At 43.4% G+C, this 14,489-nt stretch carries 16 protein-coding genes and 1 pseudogene; 2 read left to right on the forward strand and 15 right to left on the reverse strand.

The features are described 5' to 3' along the window. Positions 1-12: 12 nt before the first annotated feature. A complete protein-coding gene (locus FTV08_RS06560; RefSeq protein WP_004645451.1) occupies positions 13-1,020 on the reverse strand; it encodes an AraC family transcriptional regulator in 1,008 nt (335 codons plus the stop codon). 144 nt (positions 1,021-1,164) lie between these two features. On the opposite strand from FTV08_RS06560, the pseudogene FTV08_RS06565 reads away from it, so the two are divergent. Next, positions 1,165-2,661 (forward strand): annotated as a pseudogene (locus FTV08_RS06565) (flavin-containing monooxygenase). 68 nt (positions 2,662-2,729) lie between these two features. Then, complete coding sequence (locus tag FTV08_RS06570) at positions 2,730-3,638, forward strand: lysine exporter LysO family protein (RefSeq protein ID WP_005252222.1); 909 nt, start codon at positions 2,730-2,732, stop codon at positions 3,636-3,638. Positions 3,639-4,073: 435 nt separating this feature from the next. Here the strand turns inward: FTV08_RS06570 and pyrF are convergent, their stop codons facing one another. The 14 genes from pyrF to FTV08_RS06640 all read right to left on the reverse strand — a co-directional run bounded on the left by pyrF (position 4,074) and on the right by FTV08_RS06640 (position 14,481). Continuing rightward, positions 4,074-4,754 carry an orotidine-5'-phosphate decarboxylase gene (pyrF, locus tag FTV08_RS06575; RefSeq protein ID WP_004278851.1) on the reverse strand — a complete coding sequence of 227 codons (681 nt, stop codon included), beginning with the start codon at positions 4,752-4,754 and terminating at the stop codon, positions 4,074-4,076. Between the two features lie 36 nt (positions 4,755-4,790). Beyond that, on the reverse strand, positions 4,791-5,150 hold the full coding sequence (locus FTV08_RS06580) for a lipopolysaccharide assembly protein LapA domain-containing protein (protein ID WP_004278852.1): 360 nt from the start codon (positions 5,148-5,150) through the stop codon (positions 4,791-4,793). Positions 5,151-5,174: 24 nt separating this feature from the next. Next, positions 5,175-5,480 carry an integration host factor subunit beta gene (locus FTV08_RS06585; protein ID WP_004278853.1) on the reverse strand — a complete coding sequence of 102 codons (306 nt, stop codon included), beginning with the start codon at positions 5,478-5,480 and terminating at the stop codon, positions 5,175-5,177. A 163-nt stretch (positions 5,481-5,643) separates the two neighbouring features. Then, a complete protein-coding gene (gene rpsA / locus FTV08_RS06590; RefSeq protein ID WP_005252225.1) occupies positions 5,644-7,320 on the reverse strand; it encodes a 30S ribosomal protein S1 in 1,677 nt (558 codons plus the stop codon). A 110-nt stretch (positions 7,321-7,430) separates the two neighbouring features. Continuing rightward, positions 7,431-8,114 (reverse strand): (d)CMP kinase, encoded by a 684-nt coding sequence (cmk, locus tag FTV08_RS06595; RefSeq protein ID WP_004278855.1) that lies wholly within the window; start codon positions 8,112-8,114, stop codon positions 7,431-7,433. Between the two features lie 17 nt (positions 8,115-8,131). Next, positions 8,132-8,563: an SRPBCC family protein gene (locus FTV08_RS06600; protein WP_005247314.1), complete on the reverse strand. Its 432-nt coding sequence runs from the start codon at positions 8,561-8,563 to the stop codon at positions 8,132-8,134. A 60-nt stretch (positions 8,564-8,623) separates the two neighbouring features. After that, entirely contained in the window at positions 8,624-9,139 is a 516-nt protein-coding gene (gene tadA / locus FTV08_RS06605; RefSeq protein ID WP_034436192.1) for a tRNA adenosine(34) deaminase TadA, read from the reverse strand. Between the two features lie 6 nt (positions 9,140-9,145). Continuing rightward, a complete protein-coding gene (locus tag FTV08_RS06610; protein WP_005252229.1) occupies positions 9,146-10,267 on the reverse strand; it encodes an enoyl-CoA hydratase/isomerase family protein in 1,122 nt (373 codons plus the stop codon). Continuing rightward, the gene (gene ung / locus FTV08_RS06615; RefSeq protein WP_180086915.1) at positions 10,264-10,977 is read right to left on the reverse strand and encodes a uracil-DNA glycosylase; all 714 of its coding nucleotides are present in this window, start codon (positions 10,975-10,977) and stop codon (positions 10,264-10,266) included. The genes FTV08_RS06610 and ung overlap by 4 nt, the downstream gene beginning before the upstream one ends. Before the next feature lie 46 nt (positions 10,978-11,023). Further along, a complete protein-coding gene (locus FTV08_RS06620) occupies positions 11,024-11,620 on the reverse strand; it encodes a 6-carboxytetrahydropterin synthase (protein ID WP_180086916.1) in 597 nt (198 codons plus the stop codon). A gap of 152 nt (positions 11,621-11,772) precedes the next feature. Next, positions 11,773-12,744: a type II secretion system minor pseudopilin GspK gene (gene gspK / locus FTV08_RS06625; RefSeq protein ID WP_005252232.1), complete on the reverse strand. Its 972-nt coding sequence runs from the start codon at positions 12,742-12,744 to the stop codon at positions 11,773-11,775. A 6-nt stretch (positions 12,745-12,750) separates the two neighbouring features. Further along, positions 12,751-13,392 (reverse strand): type II secretion system minor pseudopilin GspJ, encoded by a 642-nt coding sequence (gene gspJ, locus FTV08_RS06630; protein WP_005252234.1) that lies wholly within the window; start codon positions 13,390-13,392, stop codon positions 12,751-12,753. Further along, positions 13,389-13,940, reverse strand: a complete 552-nt coding sequence (gene gspI, locus FTV08_RS06635) for a type II secretion system minor pseudopilin GspI (protein WP_373687389.1) — start codon at positions 13,938-13,940, stop codon at positions 13,389-13,391. The genes gspJ and gspI overlap by 4 nt, the downstream gene beginning before the upstream one ends. Then, positions 13,930-14,481 carry a type II secretion system protein gene (locus tag FTV08_RS06640; RefSeq protein ID WP_005252236.1) on the reverse strand — a complete coding sequence of 184 codons (552 nt, stop codon included), beginning with the start codon at positions 14,479-14,481 and terminating at the stop codon, positions 13,930-13,932. The genes gspI and FTV08_RS06640 overlap by 11 nt, the downstream gene beginning before the upstream one ends. Positions 14,482-14,489: the final 8 nt, after the last annotated feature.

Genomic DNA, 14,489 nt, shown 5'->3' on the forward strand with positions numbered 1-14,489 from the left:
AACAAACTTAGGCTATTTTATATATTGCCGAGGACTTTGCCCAAACCAGCGTTTAAAGGCATGGTTAAAAGCAGCCGGCTCGGAATAGCCTAATAATTCTGCAATCATTTCAATCGAATACTGTTTGTATTCAATCAGTCGCAAAGCTTTATCTTTAATAATTTCTTCGCGAATCTGCTTATAACTGGTATCACACTGCTGTAACTGATGCCGCAAGGTTCGTTCCGGGATATTCAGCGCCTGTGCCGTTTCAGCCATGCTCGGCATCAGGCCGCTTTGGATCTCCAGATAATCCTGCACGCGCTGCACCACAGTCGGCGTCTGCTCATCCTGTTGCAAGCGTTCCAGTTCAGCCAGACATTTGGCTTCATAGACGGCAAAAGTCACCGCATCCGCAGAGGGAATTTTAATATCTAGCACTGCTTCATCAAACCAGAATGCTGCCCGAGATGCATCAAACTGTACCTGTGTTCCATAATAATCATGGTAGACCTTTAAGGTATTCAGATCTTCTGGATAGGCAAATGGCAACTCGATCCGCAAATCAGGTTTGGATAAGCCCATCAATTTGTAGATTTCCCGGATAAACTTAAACGTTCCGGAAATCTCTGCCTGTGCCAGCAACATTCTCAAATGATCATCCTGCTGCTTGGCTCGATAACATAGCGCGCTATGATGCTCGCTTTGCTGCAAGGCCAACTGACCGGTCAAATGCGTCAACTGCTGAAAACGGATCACCTGATTCAATGCATCACGTACCGTAGGACTGGTCACCAGCAACATGAGTAAGGGACCATAACCTGCCAAAGCATAATGCTGGCCAATCAATAATCCCTGTTCAGGTTGGATTTCCTGTCCCACCACCTTAAGCACATCATGTTCCAGACTCGGATGGATCACCGAGCTTGGATCAAAGGCATCTACACGCAGCCCAATGTTTTGCAGTTTCTGATCGACCTCCATGCCAGCCTTGCGCATTCCTTGAATCAAATACATCAGACTGAGAACAGAACGTTTCATAACCATACAAATACAATGTGATTATTCTAGTTGTACTATAAAAATAATGTGTCGGCTATTGCCGTTTAGATCAATTTTCTGTCTAATCATCAAGGAGCAAATTACGATAAATATCCAACATTAAAATAAGTAAGGAATTTACTGATGCTAGATTATGCCACCGCTACACGTTCCCATCCCCATACTAAAGTTGCCATTATTGGAGCTGGTTTCGGAGGGATTGCCATGGCAATACGTTTACAACAGCATGGTATTTATGATTTTATTATTCTTGAAAAAGGTAGCGATTTTGGCGGAACCTGGCGGGACAATCAGTACCCTGGAGCAGCCTGTGATGTGCAATCACATTTATATTCCTTGTCATTTGCACCGAAAAGCAATTGGTCCAAACGTTATGCGGAAGCACCCGAGATATTTTCTTATATTCAGGATCTGGTGACCGATTATAACCTGCGTGCTTTTTGCCGTTTAAATACCGAAGTACTGGCAGCACATTACTAGGCAGAACGCTGTCTATGGCAATTACAGCTACAGGATCAAAGTATCCTTGAAGCCCAGTTTGTTATATTCGCTTCCGGACCTTTACATATTCCGCAAATCCCAGATATTCTCGGTATTGAGAAATTCCAAGGCAAAGTCTTTCATTCTGCGCAATGGGATCACACTTATGACCCGACTGGCAAAAATGTCGCATCGATTGGAACAGGTGGCAGCGCCATTCAATATATTCCGGAAATTGCCCCGAAATGCAAACAACTGTATGTCATGCAACGTACTGCGGCTTGGGTCATTCCTCGGGATGAACGTGCCTACCCGAATCTTGAAAAGAAACTCTTTAAAAAATATGACTGGTTTAGAAAGCTACACCGTGCCCGCCTGTATTGGTCAAATGAATCGCGTGTGGTACCGATTGTCAAACCGGGCATTATGAAATTCACCCAAAAACTGGCAGAACTATTCATTAAATATGAGGTCAAAAACCCTGAATTGGCCAAAAAACTAACTCCCGATTACATCATGGGCTGCAAACGTATTCTGGTTTCAAATAAATACTTCCCGACGTTTAACCGCCACAATGTAGAACTGGTGACCGAGAAGATTCAGGAACTGACTGAACACAGTATCATTACACAAGATGGAAAAGAGCGGCCGATTGACTGTCTGATTTATGGCACCGGATTCATTACCGATCCACGTATCTATATGAAGAATTTTCAATGTACCGGGCTTGATGGCGTAGAACTGAATGAAGTCTGGAAACAAGGTGCTGAAAGCTATTATGGAATTTGCGTGAAAGACTTTCCAAACCTGTTTCAGTTACTGGGGCCAAATACCCTATTGGCACACAACTCTGTCATTTTTATGATTGAGGCACAAGTTGAATATATTTTGCAATTGATGCAACTGGTCGATCAATCCCAAAGCGATGCCATTATGGTTAAAGACCAGGCACAGGATACATTTAATCAGCAGGTACAACATATGTTTGAAAAGACCGTGTGGCAATCTGGGTGTGTCAGCTGGTATCAGCAGGAAGGCGGCAAGAACTTTGCCTTATGGCCAACTTATACCTGGAAATACTGGCTCAAAACAAAAAAGCCAAATGCCGCAGATTATCGATTATTGAATAAAGTTGCCTAAAAGCTTTTTACCATCCGGCATCAAGCAATGGCATAATTTAAAGGTAATTTTTTCAATCCATTAAATTTATGCAATCGCTTTGGCTCATCTTCCAGCTTCTATTCTGTCTAGCACTCGGCTTTGCGATGGCAAAACGAATTCCGCTTTTGATTATTAAAATCTGTTTCAAGCTCTTGCCCTATTTTAGCTATGTTTTATTGATTGCGATTGCTTTTGAGTTTTCACAACTGGTAGATGAATTACAGTATCCCCTACAGATTTTGAGTACGTCAATCAGTATTGCTTTCCTGACATCGCTTGGCGCTTTTACATTTTGCTATCTGCTCTTTAAATGGTCAGGTTATCTTCCGAGTTCCGGTCAAGTATCTCTTGATCTAGTACTTAAATCCTTACTGAACATGAGTTATGCATTTTTGGCTCTTGCTGGCGGATACTTCTTACATACAGGTTTAAGTCTATTCGATCTGTCCTTGCACATCAGTACCTGGCATTTGTTACTGGTCTTTATGTTCATGATTGGCTTAGATCTGGCTTATTCACCTTTAGATCGTTCCTGGTTAAATTTTAAAATTCTCTTAGTTCCAATCGGTTGTATTTTCGGTTCATTATTCGCGGTCATGCTTTATTCATTCTGGAACACCGACATCAGTCTGAAAGATTTGATCATGCTGTCACAAGGCTATGGATTTTACTCAATGTCAGGCGTTGTCGTGACAGAACTCAGAAATGCAGAACTCGGCAGTATCGCCCTGATGAATGACCTGTTTAGAGAAATTTTTGCCATCTTACTGATGTATTGTATGGGTTGGAGATATCCAAGATCGGCCATTTCCGCAGCGGGTGCAACTGCGATGGATGTGACTCTGCCGATGGTTAAACAGGCCTGTGGGCATGATTTTATTCCACATGCCATGGTCAGTGGTTTTATTTTGTCACTGTTAGCACCAGTCATGGTGAGTGTACTGGCAGCGATTTAATTACTTTATCACTTTCTCAATCTCACTAAATTCCTCTTTTATAAAGAGGAACTCTCCTCCCTGATTCAGTTTAAAAGCAGAATTTTAAAACGAAGCACAAGCAAGTAGGCCGAGAGGGCTGACTAAAAACTTAAATCAATATCACTTAAGGCATCGCCTACTGTTTCAATAACATCCGAAACAAGACTGATGGCATCAGATGCCAAACTGACCACATCGATCCCCGCTGTCCGATCTGCTGAGCTTGCCTGCTGTTGTTGCTATTCTTGTTGCTTAAGCTGTTCTGCCTGTTGAATATTTTGAATCACGTCATTCTGTACTTTTTCTAATTGTGGTTCAGATGAAGTCATCATTTTTCCTTTTTATTTTATAACCATTTTTTCAATATATAAAAAAAGCCTTTCGACTGAAAGGCTTTTTGTCATTCAAACCGTATTAAAGCGTTGCCAAAATATCTTTCAAAGTCTGACGCATATTTTTAGACTGGGTAATCGGGCGACCAATTACCAGATGTGTTGAGCCATCTAGCATTGCCTGTTTCGGTGTCACAATACGTTTCTGGTCATCTGCATTCGACCCTTCTGGACGAATGCCGGGTGTCACTAATGCAAAGTCTTTTCCAATCGTTTCACGTAACATTTTCGCTTCTTGAGCTGAGCAAACCACCCCATCTAGACCACTGTCTTTTGTCAGTTGTGCCAGACGTTTTACATGCTCATTTGGCTCAATATCCAGACCAATATCTTTCAAGTCTTCACGGCCCATTGACGTCAATACAGTCACTGCAATCAACTGAGTTTTATAATTACCCGCTTGCAAACGCTCTACACAGGTTTCCATCATCTTGCGGCCACCTGAGGCATGCACATTGACCATCCACACACCCAAATCTGCTGCCGCGCATACTGCCTGTGCTGTTGTATTTGGAATATCATGAAATTTCAGATCCAGAAATACATCAAAGCCTCTATCTTGAAGTGCTTTGACAATAATTGGACCTTCATGGGTAAATAACTCTTTACCAACTTTAAGTCGACACAAGGCAGGATCTAACTGTTCTGCAATGGCTAAGGCATCAAATTGGCTTTTGGCATCTAGTGCGACGATGATACTCAAGAGATTACCCCTTCATATAGGCAAAAAATAAGCCCATTATAATGGGCTTTGATTTTCATTGGTAATATCTAATACAGTTTTTTCATGCCGGGTATGGGCTGCTGCTTCAGCGGCCATTAACTTGGCTGTATTCAACTGTTCCTTACGTAGATGTTCAATGTCTTTACGCAGTCGTTTAATTTCCCAATTCGTCTGAAAAACCCGGAAGATCTGAACGCCCAATAACAGGCCCAAAACGACACCTAAAGATAACGTGAGGAGAAGTAATAATCCCAGGCGCATTGCGGGAACTTGAGTAAATAACAAGTCCACTGACAATTCGGTACCGTTTTGCAAAACCAAAGCTAATGAATAACCAAACAGTACCAATAAAAGAATGACCAGAACGTAACGCATGAACACCCCGCAAAATATTTACAATTATTTTTGTGCAGACTCGTTCACAGCGTCACGAAGTGCCTTGCCTGGTTTAAAGTGCGGAACTGCTTTTGCAGCCACTTCTACTGATTTACCAGTTTTAGGGTTACGACCTACGCGCGGTTCACGGTGATGCAATGCAAAACTACCAAATCCACGAATCTCGATACGATTGTCAGTTGATAATGCTTCTATCATTTGATCAATCATAATTTTAACTGCTTCTTCCACTAAAGGCTCAGCCAAATGCGGATTTTTTAACGCAATACGCTCTATTAAGTCAGACTTATTAAGTGCTTCAGTAGTCATCTGCGACCTCTTTAATTATCAAGCTACTTGGGATCTATTTCCCGATAATAACCTGTTTAAATACAAAACGGTAGCGCAATAATTAAATACTACGCTACCGTTTACAGTATTTGTATAAAAAGTATTAGTTAACTTACATTAACAATACAATTCAAACGCTTACTTAGTTGCCCATTTGAGCTTTGATCAGGTCACCAATCGTCTTAGGACCATTGTCTTGACCAACAGGAGCTGTTTTCAAGTTAGCAACTGCTTCTTTCTCTTCAGCTTCGTCTTTCGCTTTGATAGACAAGTTGATTGCGCGAGATTTACGATCTACGTTGATGATCTTCGCTTCAACTTCTTGACCAACTTCAAGGAACTTAGTTGCATCTTCAACGCGGTCGCGGTTGATTTCAGATGCTTTCAGAGTCGCTTCAACTTCGTCAGCTAACTTAACAGTAGCGCCTTTAGCGTCAACTGCAGTTACAGTACCTTTAACCAACGCACCGCGTTCGTTAGCAGCAAGGAAGTCATTGAACGGATCGTTGTTCATTTGCTTGATGCCAAGGCTGATACGGTTGCCTTCAGCGTCTACAGAAAGGATAACTGCTTCAACAGTGTCGCCTTTCTTGTAACGACGAATCGCTTCTTCGCCTTGTTCGTTCCAAGAAATATCAGACAAGTGAACTAGACCGTCGATACCGCCTGGCAAACCGATGAAGATACCGAAGTCAGTGATAGATTTGATCGTACCAGAAACTTTTTCGCCTTTGTCGTGATCTTTAGCAAACTCTTCCCATGGGTTAGCACGAGTTTGTTTGATACCAAGAGAAATACGACGACGTTCTTCATCAACTTCAAGAACCATAACATCAACTTCGTCACCAATCTGAACAACTTTAGATGGGTGGATGTTTTTGTTCGTGTGATCCATTTCTGAAACGTGTACTAAACCTTCAACGCCTTCAGCGATTTCAGCGAAACAACCGTAGTCAGTCAGGTTAGTTACGCGCGCTTTAACGATTGAACCTTTAGGGTAACGGTTCATGATCGCTAACCATGGATCTTCGCCAAGCTGTTTAAGACCTAGAGAAACACGGTTACGTTCGCGGTCGAATTTAAGTACTTTAACAGTAACTTCTTGACCCACTTCAACAACTTCTGAAGGGTGCTTGATACGTTTCCAAGCCATGTCAGTGATGTGAAGAAGACCATCAATACCGCCAAGGTCAACGAATGCGCCGTAGTCAGTAAGATTTTTGATCGTACCAGTAACTGTTTGACCTTCTTCAAGCTGAGCAAGAAGAGCTTCACGGTCAGCTGAAGATTCAGCTTCCATAACAGCACGACGTGAAACAACAACGTTGTTACGTTTAGCGTCAAGTTTGATTACTTTGAATTCTAACTCTTTGCCTTCTAGGTGAGTAGTATCACGAATAGGACGAGTATCAACTAAAGAACCTGGAAGGAACGCACGTACTGGACCGATGTCAACAGTGAAACCACCTTTAACTTTACCAGAGATAACACCAGTAACGATTTCGCCGTCTTCAAAGATTTTTTCAAGTTTAGTCCAAGTTTCTGCGCGTTTAGCTTTTTCGCGAGAAAGAACTGTTTGACCCATACCGTTGTCAAGTGCTTCAACAACTACGTCTACAGTGTCGCCAACTTGAACTTCAAGTTCGCGCTGTTCATTTAAGAACTCAGCACGGTCAACAACGCCTTCAGATTTAAGGCCAGTGTCAACAGTTACCCAATCAGAGTCAATGCTTACTACAACGCCCTGGATAACTGCACCCTTTTCAACGTTGAGGTTTAATTCGCTTGCTTCAAAGAGGGCTGCAAAAGATTCGGTCATGATATTTCCGATAAAGTCAGCGGTCTTGGATCAGACAAGGCCGGTTTAATTAAGCATCTACATAGTCCATATAAAACTGATCAAGCTATGCGTTTGCTGATAAAATTGGGTTAATTTGCTAACTGCTGATCCACATAAGTGGTCATCAGCTGGAATACTTCATCGATATTCAAATCTGAACTATCAATAATGTAAGCATCATCCGCAGGCTTGAGTGGAGCGACAGCGCGTTCCGTATCTCGTTTATCGCGAGCGATGATATTAGCTAAAATGTCGCTTATTTTAACATCCAGTCCCATGCCCTGCAACTGCTTTACACGTCTTTGCGCGCGTGATTCAGCCGAGGCCGTCAAATATATTTTTGCCTGAGCATTCGGGAAGATACTTGTCGCCATATCACGTCCGTCTGCTACCAGACCAGGCGCCTGTGCAAAGGCATGCTGACGTGAAACCATCGCTGTTCTAAGCTCAGGAATTGCTGCAACTTTTGAAGCAAACTCTCCTACCCGTTCAGTTCGAATAGTTTGGGACACATCTTCACCATCCAGCCACACCTGCACCCCGGTGTCGGTACTGACAAACTGGATATCTAAATTTGTTGCGATTTGTACGCATTCTGGCAATTTCGTGTCTAGCGAATCCAGCAAATCATGGTGATGCAATGACAAACCCAAAAGGCGGTATAAAGCACCAGAATCCAATAAGTGAAACTGATAATGTGCAGCCAGTTTCGCTGCTAACGTACCCTTGCCAGACCCACTTGGACCATCAATGGTAATAATTTGAACTGTCATTGCTTTCCCGTTGTTGTTTAAACAGATTTTGCGAGTTTTGTCAGGCCTAGTTTAATCGCTGCCTGTAACTGTGCAAGGATTAATTTACTCACAAAAGGCGCACGTGCCTGCAATTCAATCGTATAAGTTACTAACGTTTTGTCATCAGCCAGTGCTTCAAATTCAATAATGCCTAAATGATGCTTGATCAATGGATTTTTAATAATCTGATATTCGATGCGATTATTTGGCTCGAACAAGGTAATTTGTTCTTTCAGCGGCTTCACTGGCCCCATACCCATTGCACGTACTGAACCGAGTCCATCAGGATATTCAGCATCCGCAGAATCCTTGATTCGTTCGACCTGCATCGGTGCGAAGGCAATATTATAGGTGGCATGCTTGGACATCAAATTGAAGACATCATCAAGGGCTGCCGGGAATTCTTTTTTTACTTGAATGCTGTTCATTATTGTTCCTGAAGATTGCAGATATTTGAAAGTAAGCAAATTTTAGCGGATAAAGCAGATTTATTTCTGCGTATTTAATAACTTTTCTTGTAACTTGAGTTCTCGTTTCTGCTCGCGGCGCAACTTAAAAAATGCACTCAGCTGTTCAGAGCATTGCTGCTGCATGCAGCCTGCCTCGAAAGAAAATACGTGATTATAATAACCGGTTTCAAACAGTTGACGCGCACTCACCAGTGAGCCTGCTTTCGCTTCAAATGCCCCAAATACTACCCGTGAGACCCGCGAATGCACCAGCGCACCGACACACATGGTGCACGGCTCAAGAGTCACATAGAGCACCGCATCATCAGGTAAACGATAATTTTGGATGTTTTGACAGGCATCACGTAGTGCAACAATTTCAGCATGTGCAGTCGGATCATTTAATGTGATGGGCGCATTAAACCCTTGGCCAATGATCTGATCCTGACTAACGATAATTGCCCCGACAGGGATTTCTCCCTGTGCAGCAGCAAGTGCAGCCTGCTCGTAAGCACGCTGCATCCAGTATTCATCTGTAAATTGTATTTCGGACATTGAGGCTTAAATCACACCATAATGCTTGAGCAGCTCATTCCAGCTTTCGATAGTCGTAACTGGAGGATTCCCAGCCAGGATACCTTTTAAGCTCATATCTGCACCTTTTTTCCACTCAGGACTAAGGTCTTTATCGACCAGACGTGCGCGCACACCTTCGACAAAGTCATGATGACGGATTTTCCAGTCAGAAATTTGAACTTCTAGTTCGAAAACTTCATTCCAGGAATGTACCTGCTTACCCCATTGCCATAATAACCAGGTCAAGGCTGCGGTGGTGGGTGAACCTTTTTTCAGATTTTCACTGGCCTGACGTAACCAGTCACTGCGCGCATCACTCAGGCCAATAATCGACTCATAATCATGCTCGAAGTTGATACCACGGCAAACACTATGAATCACATCCAGAGAGTTTTGCAGCGGTCCCGGGCCGACCGGACGGTGCATGCTATTCAGGGTGTCATCAATGGCACGGAAATCACCCGCAGGATAATGCTCCCAGTCGATATTAATGACTTTATCCAAAACTGAATCACGCTGTGTATCACAAATATGCGTTGCCCAGCCAATCCCATAAGCACCAGCAGCAGTCATGATTGATCCGGTCAAGCCAGTAAATAGACCAATCGCACCACGATCTGCCAGAAAGCGGGTTGCACCCACGTCTGGATACAAACCGATATTAATTTCAGGCATTGCCAAACGTGAATACGGCGTCACTAAACGGAAAGGCGCTGCCATAAACAGGCCCAAGCCACCGCCCATCACATAACCTTCACCCCAGACTAAAACAGGTTTGGCATAATTATGCAATAACAGATCAAGTGCATATTCTTGTTCAAAGAACTTATTGGCGGCCGCGACTTCGTCATTAATCACTAACTGACGCAGTTTACGCACATCCCCACCCGCACAGAACGCTTTCGGTGTGGTTGAATCCAGCCAGATGGCTTTTACGCTGTCATCATGATGAAAGTCCTGAAATACTTCCAATAATGCGGAAGCAATCGATTCATCGAGAGCATGCAAAGATTTCGGGCGATTTAAACGAACGATACGCCAACCATTGTGCGCTTCTTCAACAATTAAATCCGGATGATAATGTTTAGTAAGGGGAGAGTATTTCATGCGTCCAGCTGCCAATCTATAGGCTCAATGCCATATTGTTTGAGGTAATTATTCGATTTTGAAAATACTTTACAACCAAAAAAACCACCACGGTTTGCGGCCAAAGGCGATGGATGTGCTGCCTTTAACACGAGATGCTTGTCTTGATTGATGCGCTGTCCTTTACGCTGTGCGTATGCGCCCCAAAGAATAAAGACAATATGTTCACGCTGTTCATTTAATACATCAATGACGTGATCAGTAAACTCTTCCCAACCGCGCTTTTGATGCGAAGTCGGCTGACCTGCTTCAACGGTCAATACTGCATTTAACAGAAGCACACCCTGCTCTGCCCAATGCGTCAAGTCACCATGCTTCGGTCTTTCAACCCCGACATCAGCATGTAACTCATGAAAAATATTACGCAAAGATGGTGGTAATGCAACCCCCTTTTGTACGGAAAAACTTAATCCATGCGCCTGATTTGGGCCATGATAAGGATCTTGCCCTAAAATCACCACTTTCACCCGATCTAGCGGCGTGGTATTCAAAGAATTAAAAATCAGATGATTGGGAGGATAAATGATTTTATCTGCTTTTTTTTCTTCAACGAGAAACGCTTTTAATTCATCCATTTTCGGACTGAGCAAAAATTCACTCAATCCATATTTCCAGCTTTCATCCAACTGAACTTTATTCAGCTTGGCCAGTTGCTGTTCATTTAAAGACATTCTTCAATCCTAAATCTATGTCAATGGATTTAAAGTCACGTAGACTTTAAATCTGTACCTGTAAATCTACTGTAGGGTTATGAAATGGCGTGCCCTGTTTGAGCTTGGCAAACATGTCCAGATCTGTCCATTCAGCTTGCACCTGTTCAGAGAACTCAAGTTGTTCCAGGCTCAGAATCCCCATTTGTTCATTTTGAATATCTTCTAAAAAACTTTGTGCATAGCCGGTGTCGGTTTCATGCACAATCACAGAATAGACTTCGACATCACCTTCGCCATTTTGAGTCACGGTCGATGCCAGCACTTGCTGTGCCAGAAAGAAGAAAATACGTGAAAACTGCTCTGCTGATGGCGATACCGGCAAAGACACCCAGCGCGCGCTGAAATTCTTGCAGGCCTGAATATATTCCGGATCGTCATTTTGCCAGAAGCAGATAGCATGATCGAAAGAATCAAAAAAATCCTTAATCACACCTTTAAGCAGACCAAAGTCATAGACCATTTGACCATGATCTAGCTTCGAGGCTTTTAGTAATAACTCGACTTTATAACTATGGCCATGGATCGAACGCTTACAGCGATCTGACGTGCAGTTACGCACAATATGAGCATTCTCAAACTTAAATAACTTACGAATTAACATATGCCGTAATGTCGTCAAAAAATAGGTGAATTAATTTTGATTATAAAGCAAAAGTAAGGCTTTGAGGATTAATTTTGCTATTTAGCATGATAGGGAAAAGGCATCAGCCCGGCATTTGCGCTTATACAGTCTGTACAATTCATGAGCTAAAATTAAAATGGCGCCATGCTGCGGTATGCCACATAAACCTGTTTGTCCTGACGAACCAGATCACTGCTGAACTGGCGCTTACGCTCACTTAAAACCACTTCGATTCGGGCTTTAAAATAATTGGATTGCACCCCAAGCAGACTGTTAAACAAATTACGCTTGTCTGCATCGACCTGAGCAAAAGGCTCCAGTGACCACAGGTCAGTCACATTGGAAAAGTGTTCCAAGTTGGCCTGACGCTGATCCAGCAATTGCTGCACTGCATTCACATCCAGCTTTTCATCCATACTAGCCAAAAGAAAAGCTGAAGCGGTATTAATATTGACCAGGCTCTCCTGCACCGGTGCAGTACTCAGATAAGGTGCTATCAGCTTATATTTATTCTCTTCAAAACCGCGTACCAGCTTTAATTCTTCTACGCTGTGAAATTTTGCATTCGGTGGCAAAGCAGCATTGGGCAAGCCTTGATAATAGTTAGATTCAGCGCCCATGCCCCCACTGACCAGCTCGTCTGCATCCTGCCAGTCAATGACTGCTTCACTCAGCTGTACCGGCAAACCGGTACGTTTTAAAATCAGCTCGAACCATGTTTTGGCATTTTCATTGACTGTGCCTTCGGCAGTGATCAGGCTATTTAAATTAAACTTACCCGATTCATCCTGCACAATTCCGGAGACATAACCGTCATCTACCGGAAAAGCCGGCATGGGTTGCGCCCAGGTTTCCTGCAGATGGTCGACCTCTGCAGCATTTTCAGCATCATCGACCAGCAATTCAGAAAAAAAAGCCTCGGCACTTTTGGCATACATGAGAGACTGGTTTTGTCGCATCAAATAGGCAGTGCTTTCAGCAGTTGCAGCCTGACGTTGCGCAATCGTAGCCGCCAGAATAGTCGCTAGCGCCACCATCACCAGAATAGTAATCAGTGCAATGCCCTGCTGCTGCTTGATCATGATCGCTTTCTTCATTTTCATTTCTTATTATTCTGAGCTGGGTTGACCGGTGTTCTGAGTATCAAGCAAAAAGTCCGTATTTAATAAACTGAACATCCATTCATAGCTAACGCCATTCACGGTTAAATTGATTTTAATCCCTTTAGGCAAACGCTGTTTATGCTCTAACAGATTCAGATCAGCAGAAGCATCTGGCCATTGCGTGAGCTCATTCGGATTGAGTACGACGATCTGGAATTGTTCTACTTCCGACAATAAAACACTGGATTCTGGCTGATCTTGACCTGTCTGATTCAGATTCCGGTATTTCAGGCGATAAAGCTTCTGCTCATCGGCTCGATACTGATATTCAATGCGCTCATCTGGGGAAATCCCTTCTTCCAAAGGATCAGTTACCCCGGTTTTACTGAAATTAAAGCGTCCGTTCTGCAGCACTAGAGCCGGTTGAATATTCCCATTGATGTTGGCCGTTAAGGGGACTGTCTGTACGGTATCTCGCAGAATCTGCTGATAGGTTTGCTGTAGCAGACCTAAACGCTGCTCATGAATCACATTCTGATCTTTGGTCTTGACAATATAATCAAAAACTTTCCAACCCAAAGCAGACAGCACCGCAAAGATCGCAATTGCGACCATTAATTCAACCAGGGTAAATCCTTTAGGCTTCATGGGGTATTATTCATGCGATGATTAAAGAACATCAGGTTACTGATGCCAGATTCAACCTGACCACTGTCCTGATTAACCAGACTCACCTGCAGCTCGATCCGTTGTACATTCGGACTTACCGTCGGTTCACTGCGCTTGTCAATCTGCCAGGTTTCGCCCTGCTGGGTCAGTTGTTTTGAAGCCGTGCCTTCCATCCATTCCTGATTGATTTCCATTTGTGCCACTTCATTTAAGGCAACAAACTGTGCTTTGGTACGTAGAATTGCATTCGAGGTCGACTGGGTATATTGCATTGCGACTTTGGTCAAGGTCATGGCTGCGGTCGCAAAAATTGCCAGGGCCACCATGACTTCCAATAAGGTAAAACCTGAGGCACGATTAAGTCGAGTAACACTCGACCTGAGCGACATTGTCGCGCAAGAAAGTCCGATAGCAGCGCAAGACGAAGTCCTATGCTTGCAGCACACATGATCAAATCCATGAACACTCGCCTTAAACAACTTGATTACACCAGACCCAGCGCTCTGCTTGAAATATCTAGATTTCATTGATTTTACCCAGATGATCAATCTCAATCGCAGCACCCACTTCACGGTCCTCCAAAAAGAATTGAATCCGCACCGGTTTGACTTCTCCATTGCCGAGCCAGATCAGTTTAGGTGCATTGGCCTGAGTCAGATCACGATTTTGTGCATTGGCATAACGCTGCTGTTCCAGCGCCTGCATCTGAAAGGACACATGATCAGGTAAATTACGCAATTTGAAATCTGCATAACTCTGCCATTTCTCATTTTGCAGGTTCTGTTCAGTCTGCGCTGCTGAACGATATTCTATAATTCCATAACGAAATGGCGTGACATCTGTTGCTGGCTGAACGTCAAGCGCGAGTATTCTAGACTGGTCATTGGCCTCGCGTAGCACCCGTTGCAAGTCTACTAATAAAATTTCCCGTGCCTGCATTGCTTTGCGCTGATCGACACCACTGGTATTCAGCAGCACTAGTGAAGCCATAATTCCCATAATCACAATCACCACCATCAATTCGATTAAGGTAAAGCCACGAACTGCACTGTGAGGTGATCTGATCATAGGACAAC

The organism is Acinetobacter sp. YH12226 (assembly GCF_013417805.1).
In the GTDB taxonomy this organism is placed as follows: Bacteria; Pseudomonadota; Gammaproteobacteria; order Pseudomonadales; family Moraxellaceae; genus Acinetobacter.

Bases quoted from the DNA above. Each gene is read 5' to 3' on its own strand.
- FTV08_RS06560 (WP_004645451.1), bottom strand. From the start codon at position 1,020: ATGAAACGTTCTGTTCTCAGTCTGATGTATTTGATTCAAGGAATGCGC.
- FTV08_RS06570 (WP_005252222.1), top strand. From the start codon at position 2,730: ATGCAATCGCTTTGGCTCATCTTCCAGCTTCTATTCTGTCTAGCACTC.
- FTV08_RS06580 (WP_004278852.1), bottom strand. From the start codon at position 5,150: ATGCGTTACGTTCTGGTCATTCTTTTATTGGTACTGTTTGGTTATTCA.
- FTV08_RS06585 (WP_004278853.1), bottom strand. From the start codon at position 5,480: ATGACTACTGAAGCACTTAATAAGTCTGACTTAATAGAGCGTATTGCG.
- rpsA (WP_005252225.1), bottom strand. From the start codon at position 7,320: ATGACCGAATCTTTTGCAGCCCTCTTTGAAGCAAGCGAATTAAACCTC.
- cmk (WP_004278855.1), bottom strand. From the start codon at position 8,114: ATGACAGTTCAAATTATTACCATTGATGGTCCAAGTGGGTCTGGCAAG.
- FTV08_RS06600 (WP_005247314.1), bottom strand. From the start codon at position 8,563: ATGAACAGCATTCAAGTAAAAAAAGAATTCCCGGCAGCCCTTGATGAT.
- tadA (WP_034436192.1), bottom strand. From the start codon at position 9,139: ATGTCCGAAATACAATTTACAGATGAATACTGGATGCAGCGTGCTTAC.
- FTV08_RS06610 (WP_005252229.1), bottom strand. From the start codon at position 10,267: ATGAAATACTCTCCCCTTACTAAACATTATCATCCGGATTTAATTGTT.
- ung (WP_180086915.1), bottom strand. From the start codon at position 10,977: ATGTCTTTAAATGAACAGCAACTGGCCAAGCTGAATAAAGTTCAGTTG.
- FTV08_RS06620 (WP_180086916.1), bottom strand. From the start codon at position 11,620: ATGTTAATTCGTAAGTTATTTAAGTTTGAGAATGCTCATATTGTGCGT.
- gspK (WP_005252232.1), bottom strand. From the start codon at position 12,744: ATGAAAATGAAGAAAGCGATCATGATCAAGCAGCAGCAGGGCATTGCA.
- gspJ (WP_005252234.1), bottom strand. From the start codon at position 13,392: ATGAAGCCTAAAGGATTTACCCTGGTTGAATTAATGGTCGCAATTGCG.
- gspI (WP_373687389.1), bottom strand. From the start codon at position 13,940: ATGAAATCTAGATATTTCAAGCAGAGCGCTGGGTCTGGTGTAATCAAG.
- FTV08_RS06640 (WP_005252236.1), bottom strand. From the start codon at position 14,481: ATGATCAGATCACCTCACAGTGCAGTTCGTGGCTTTACCTTAATCGAA.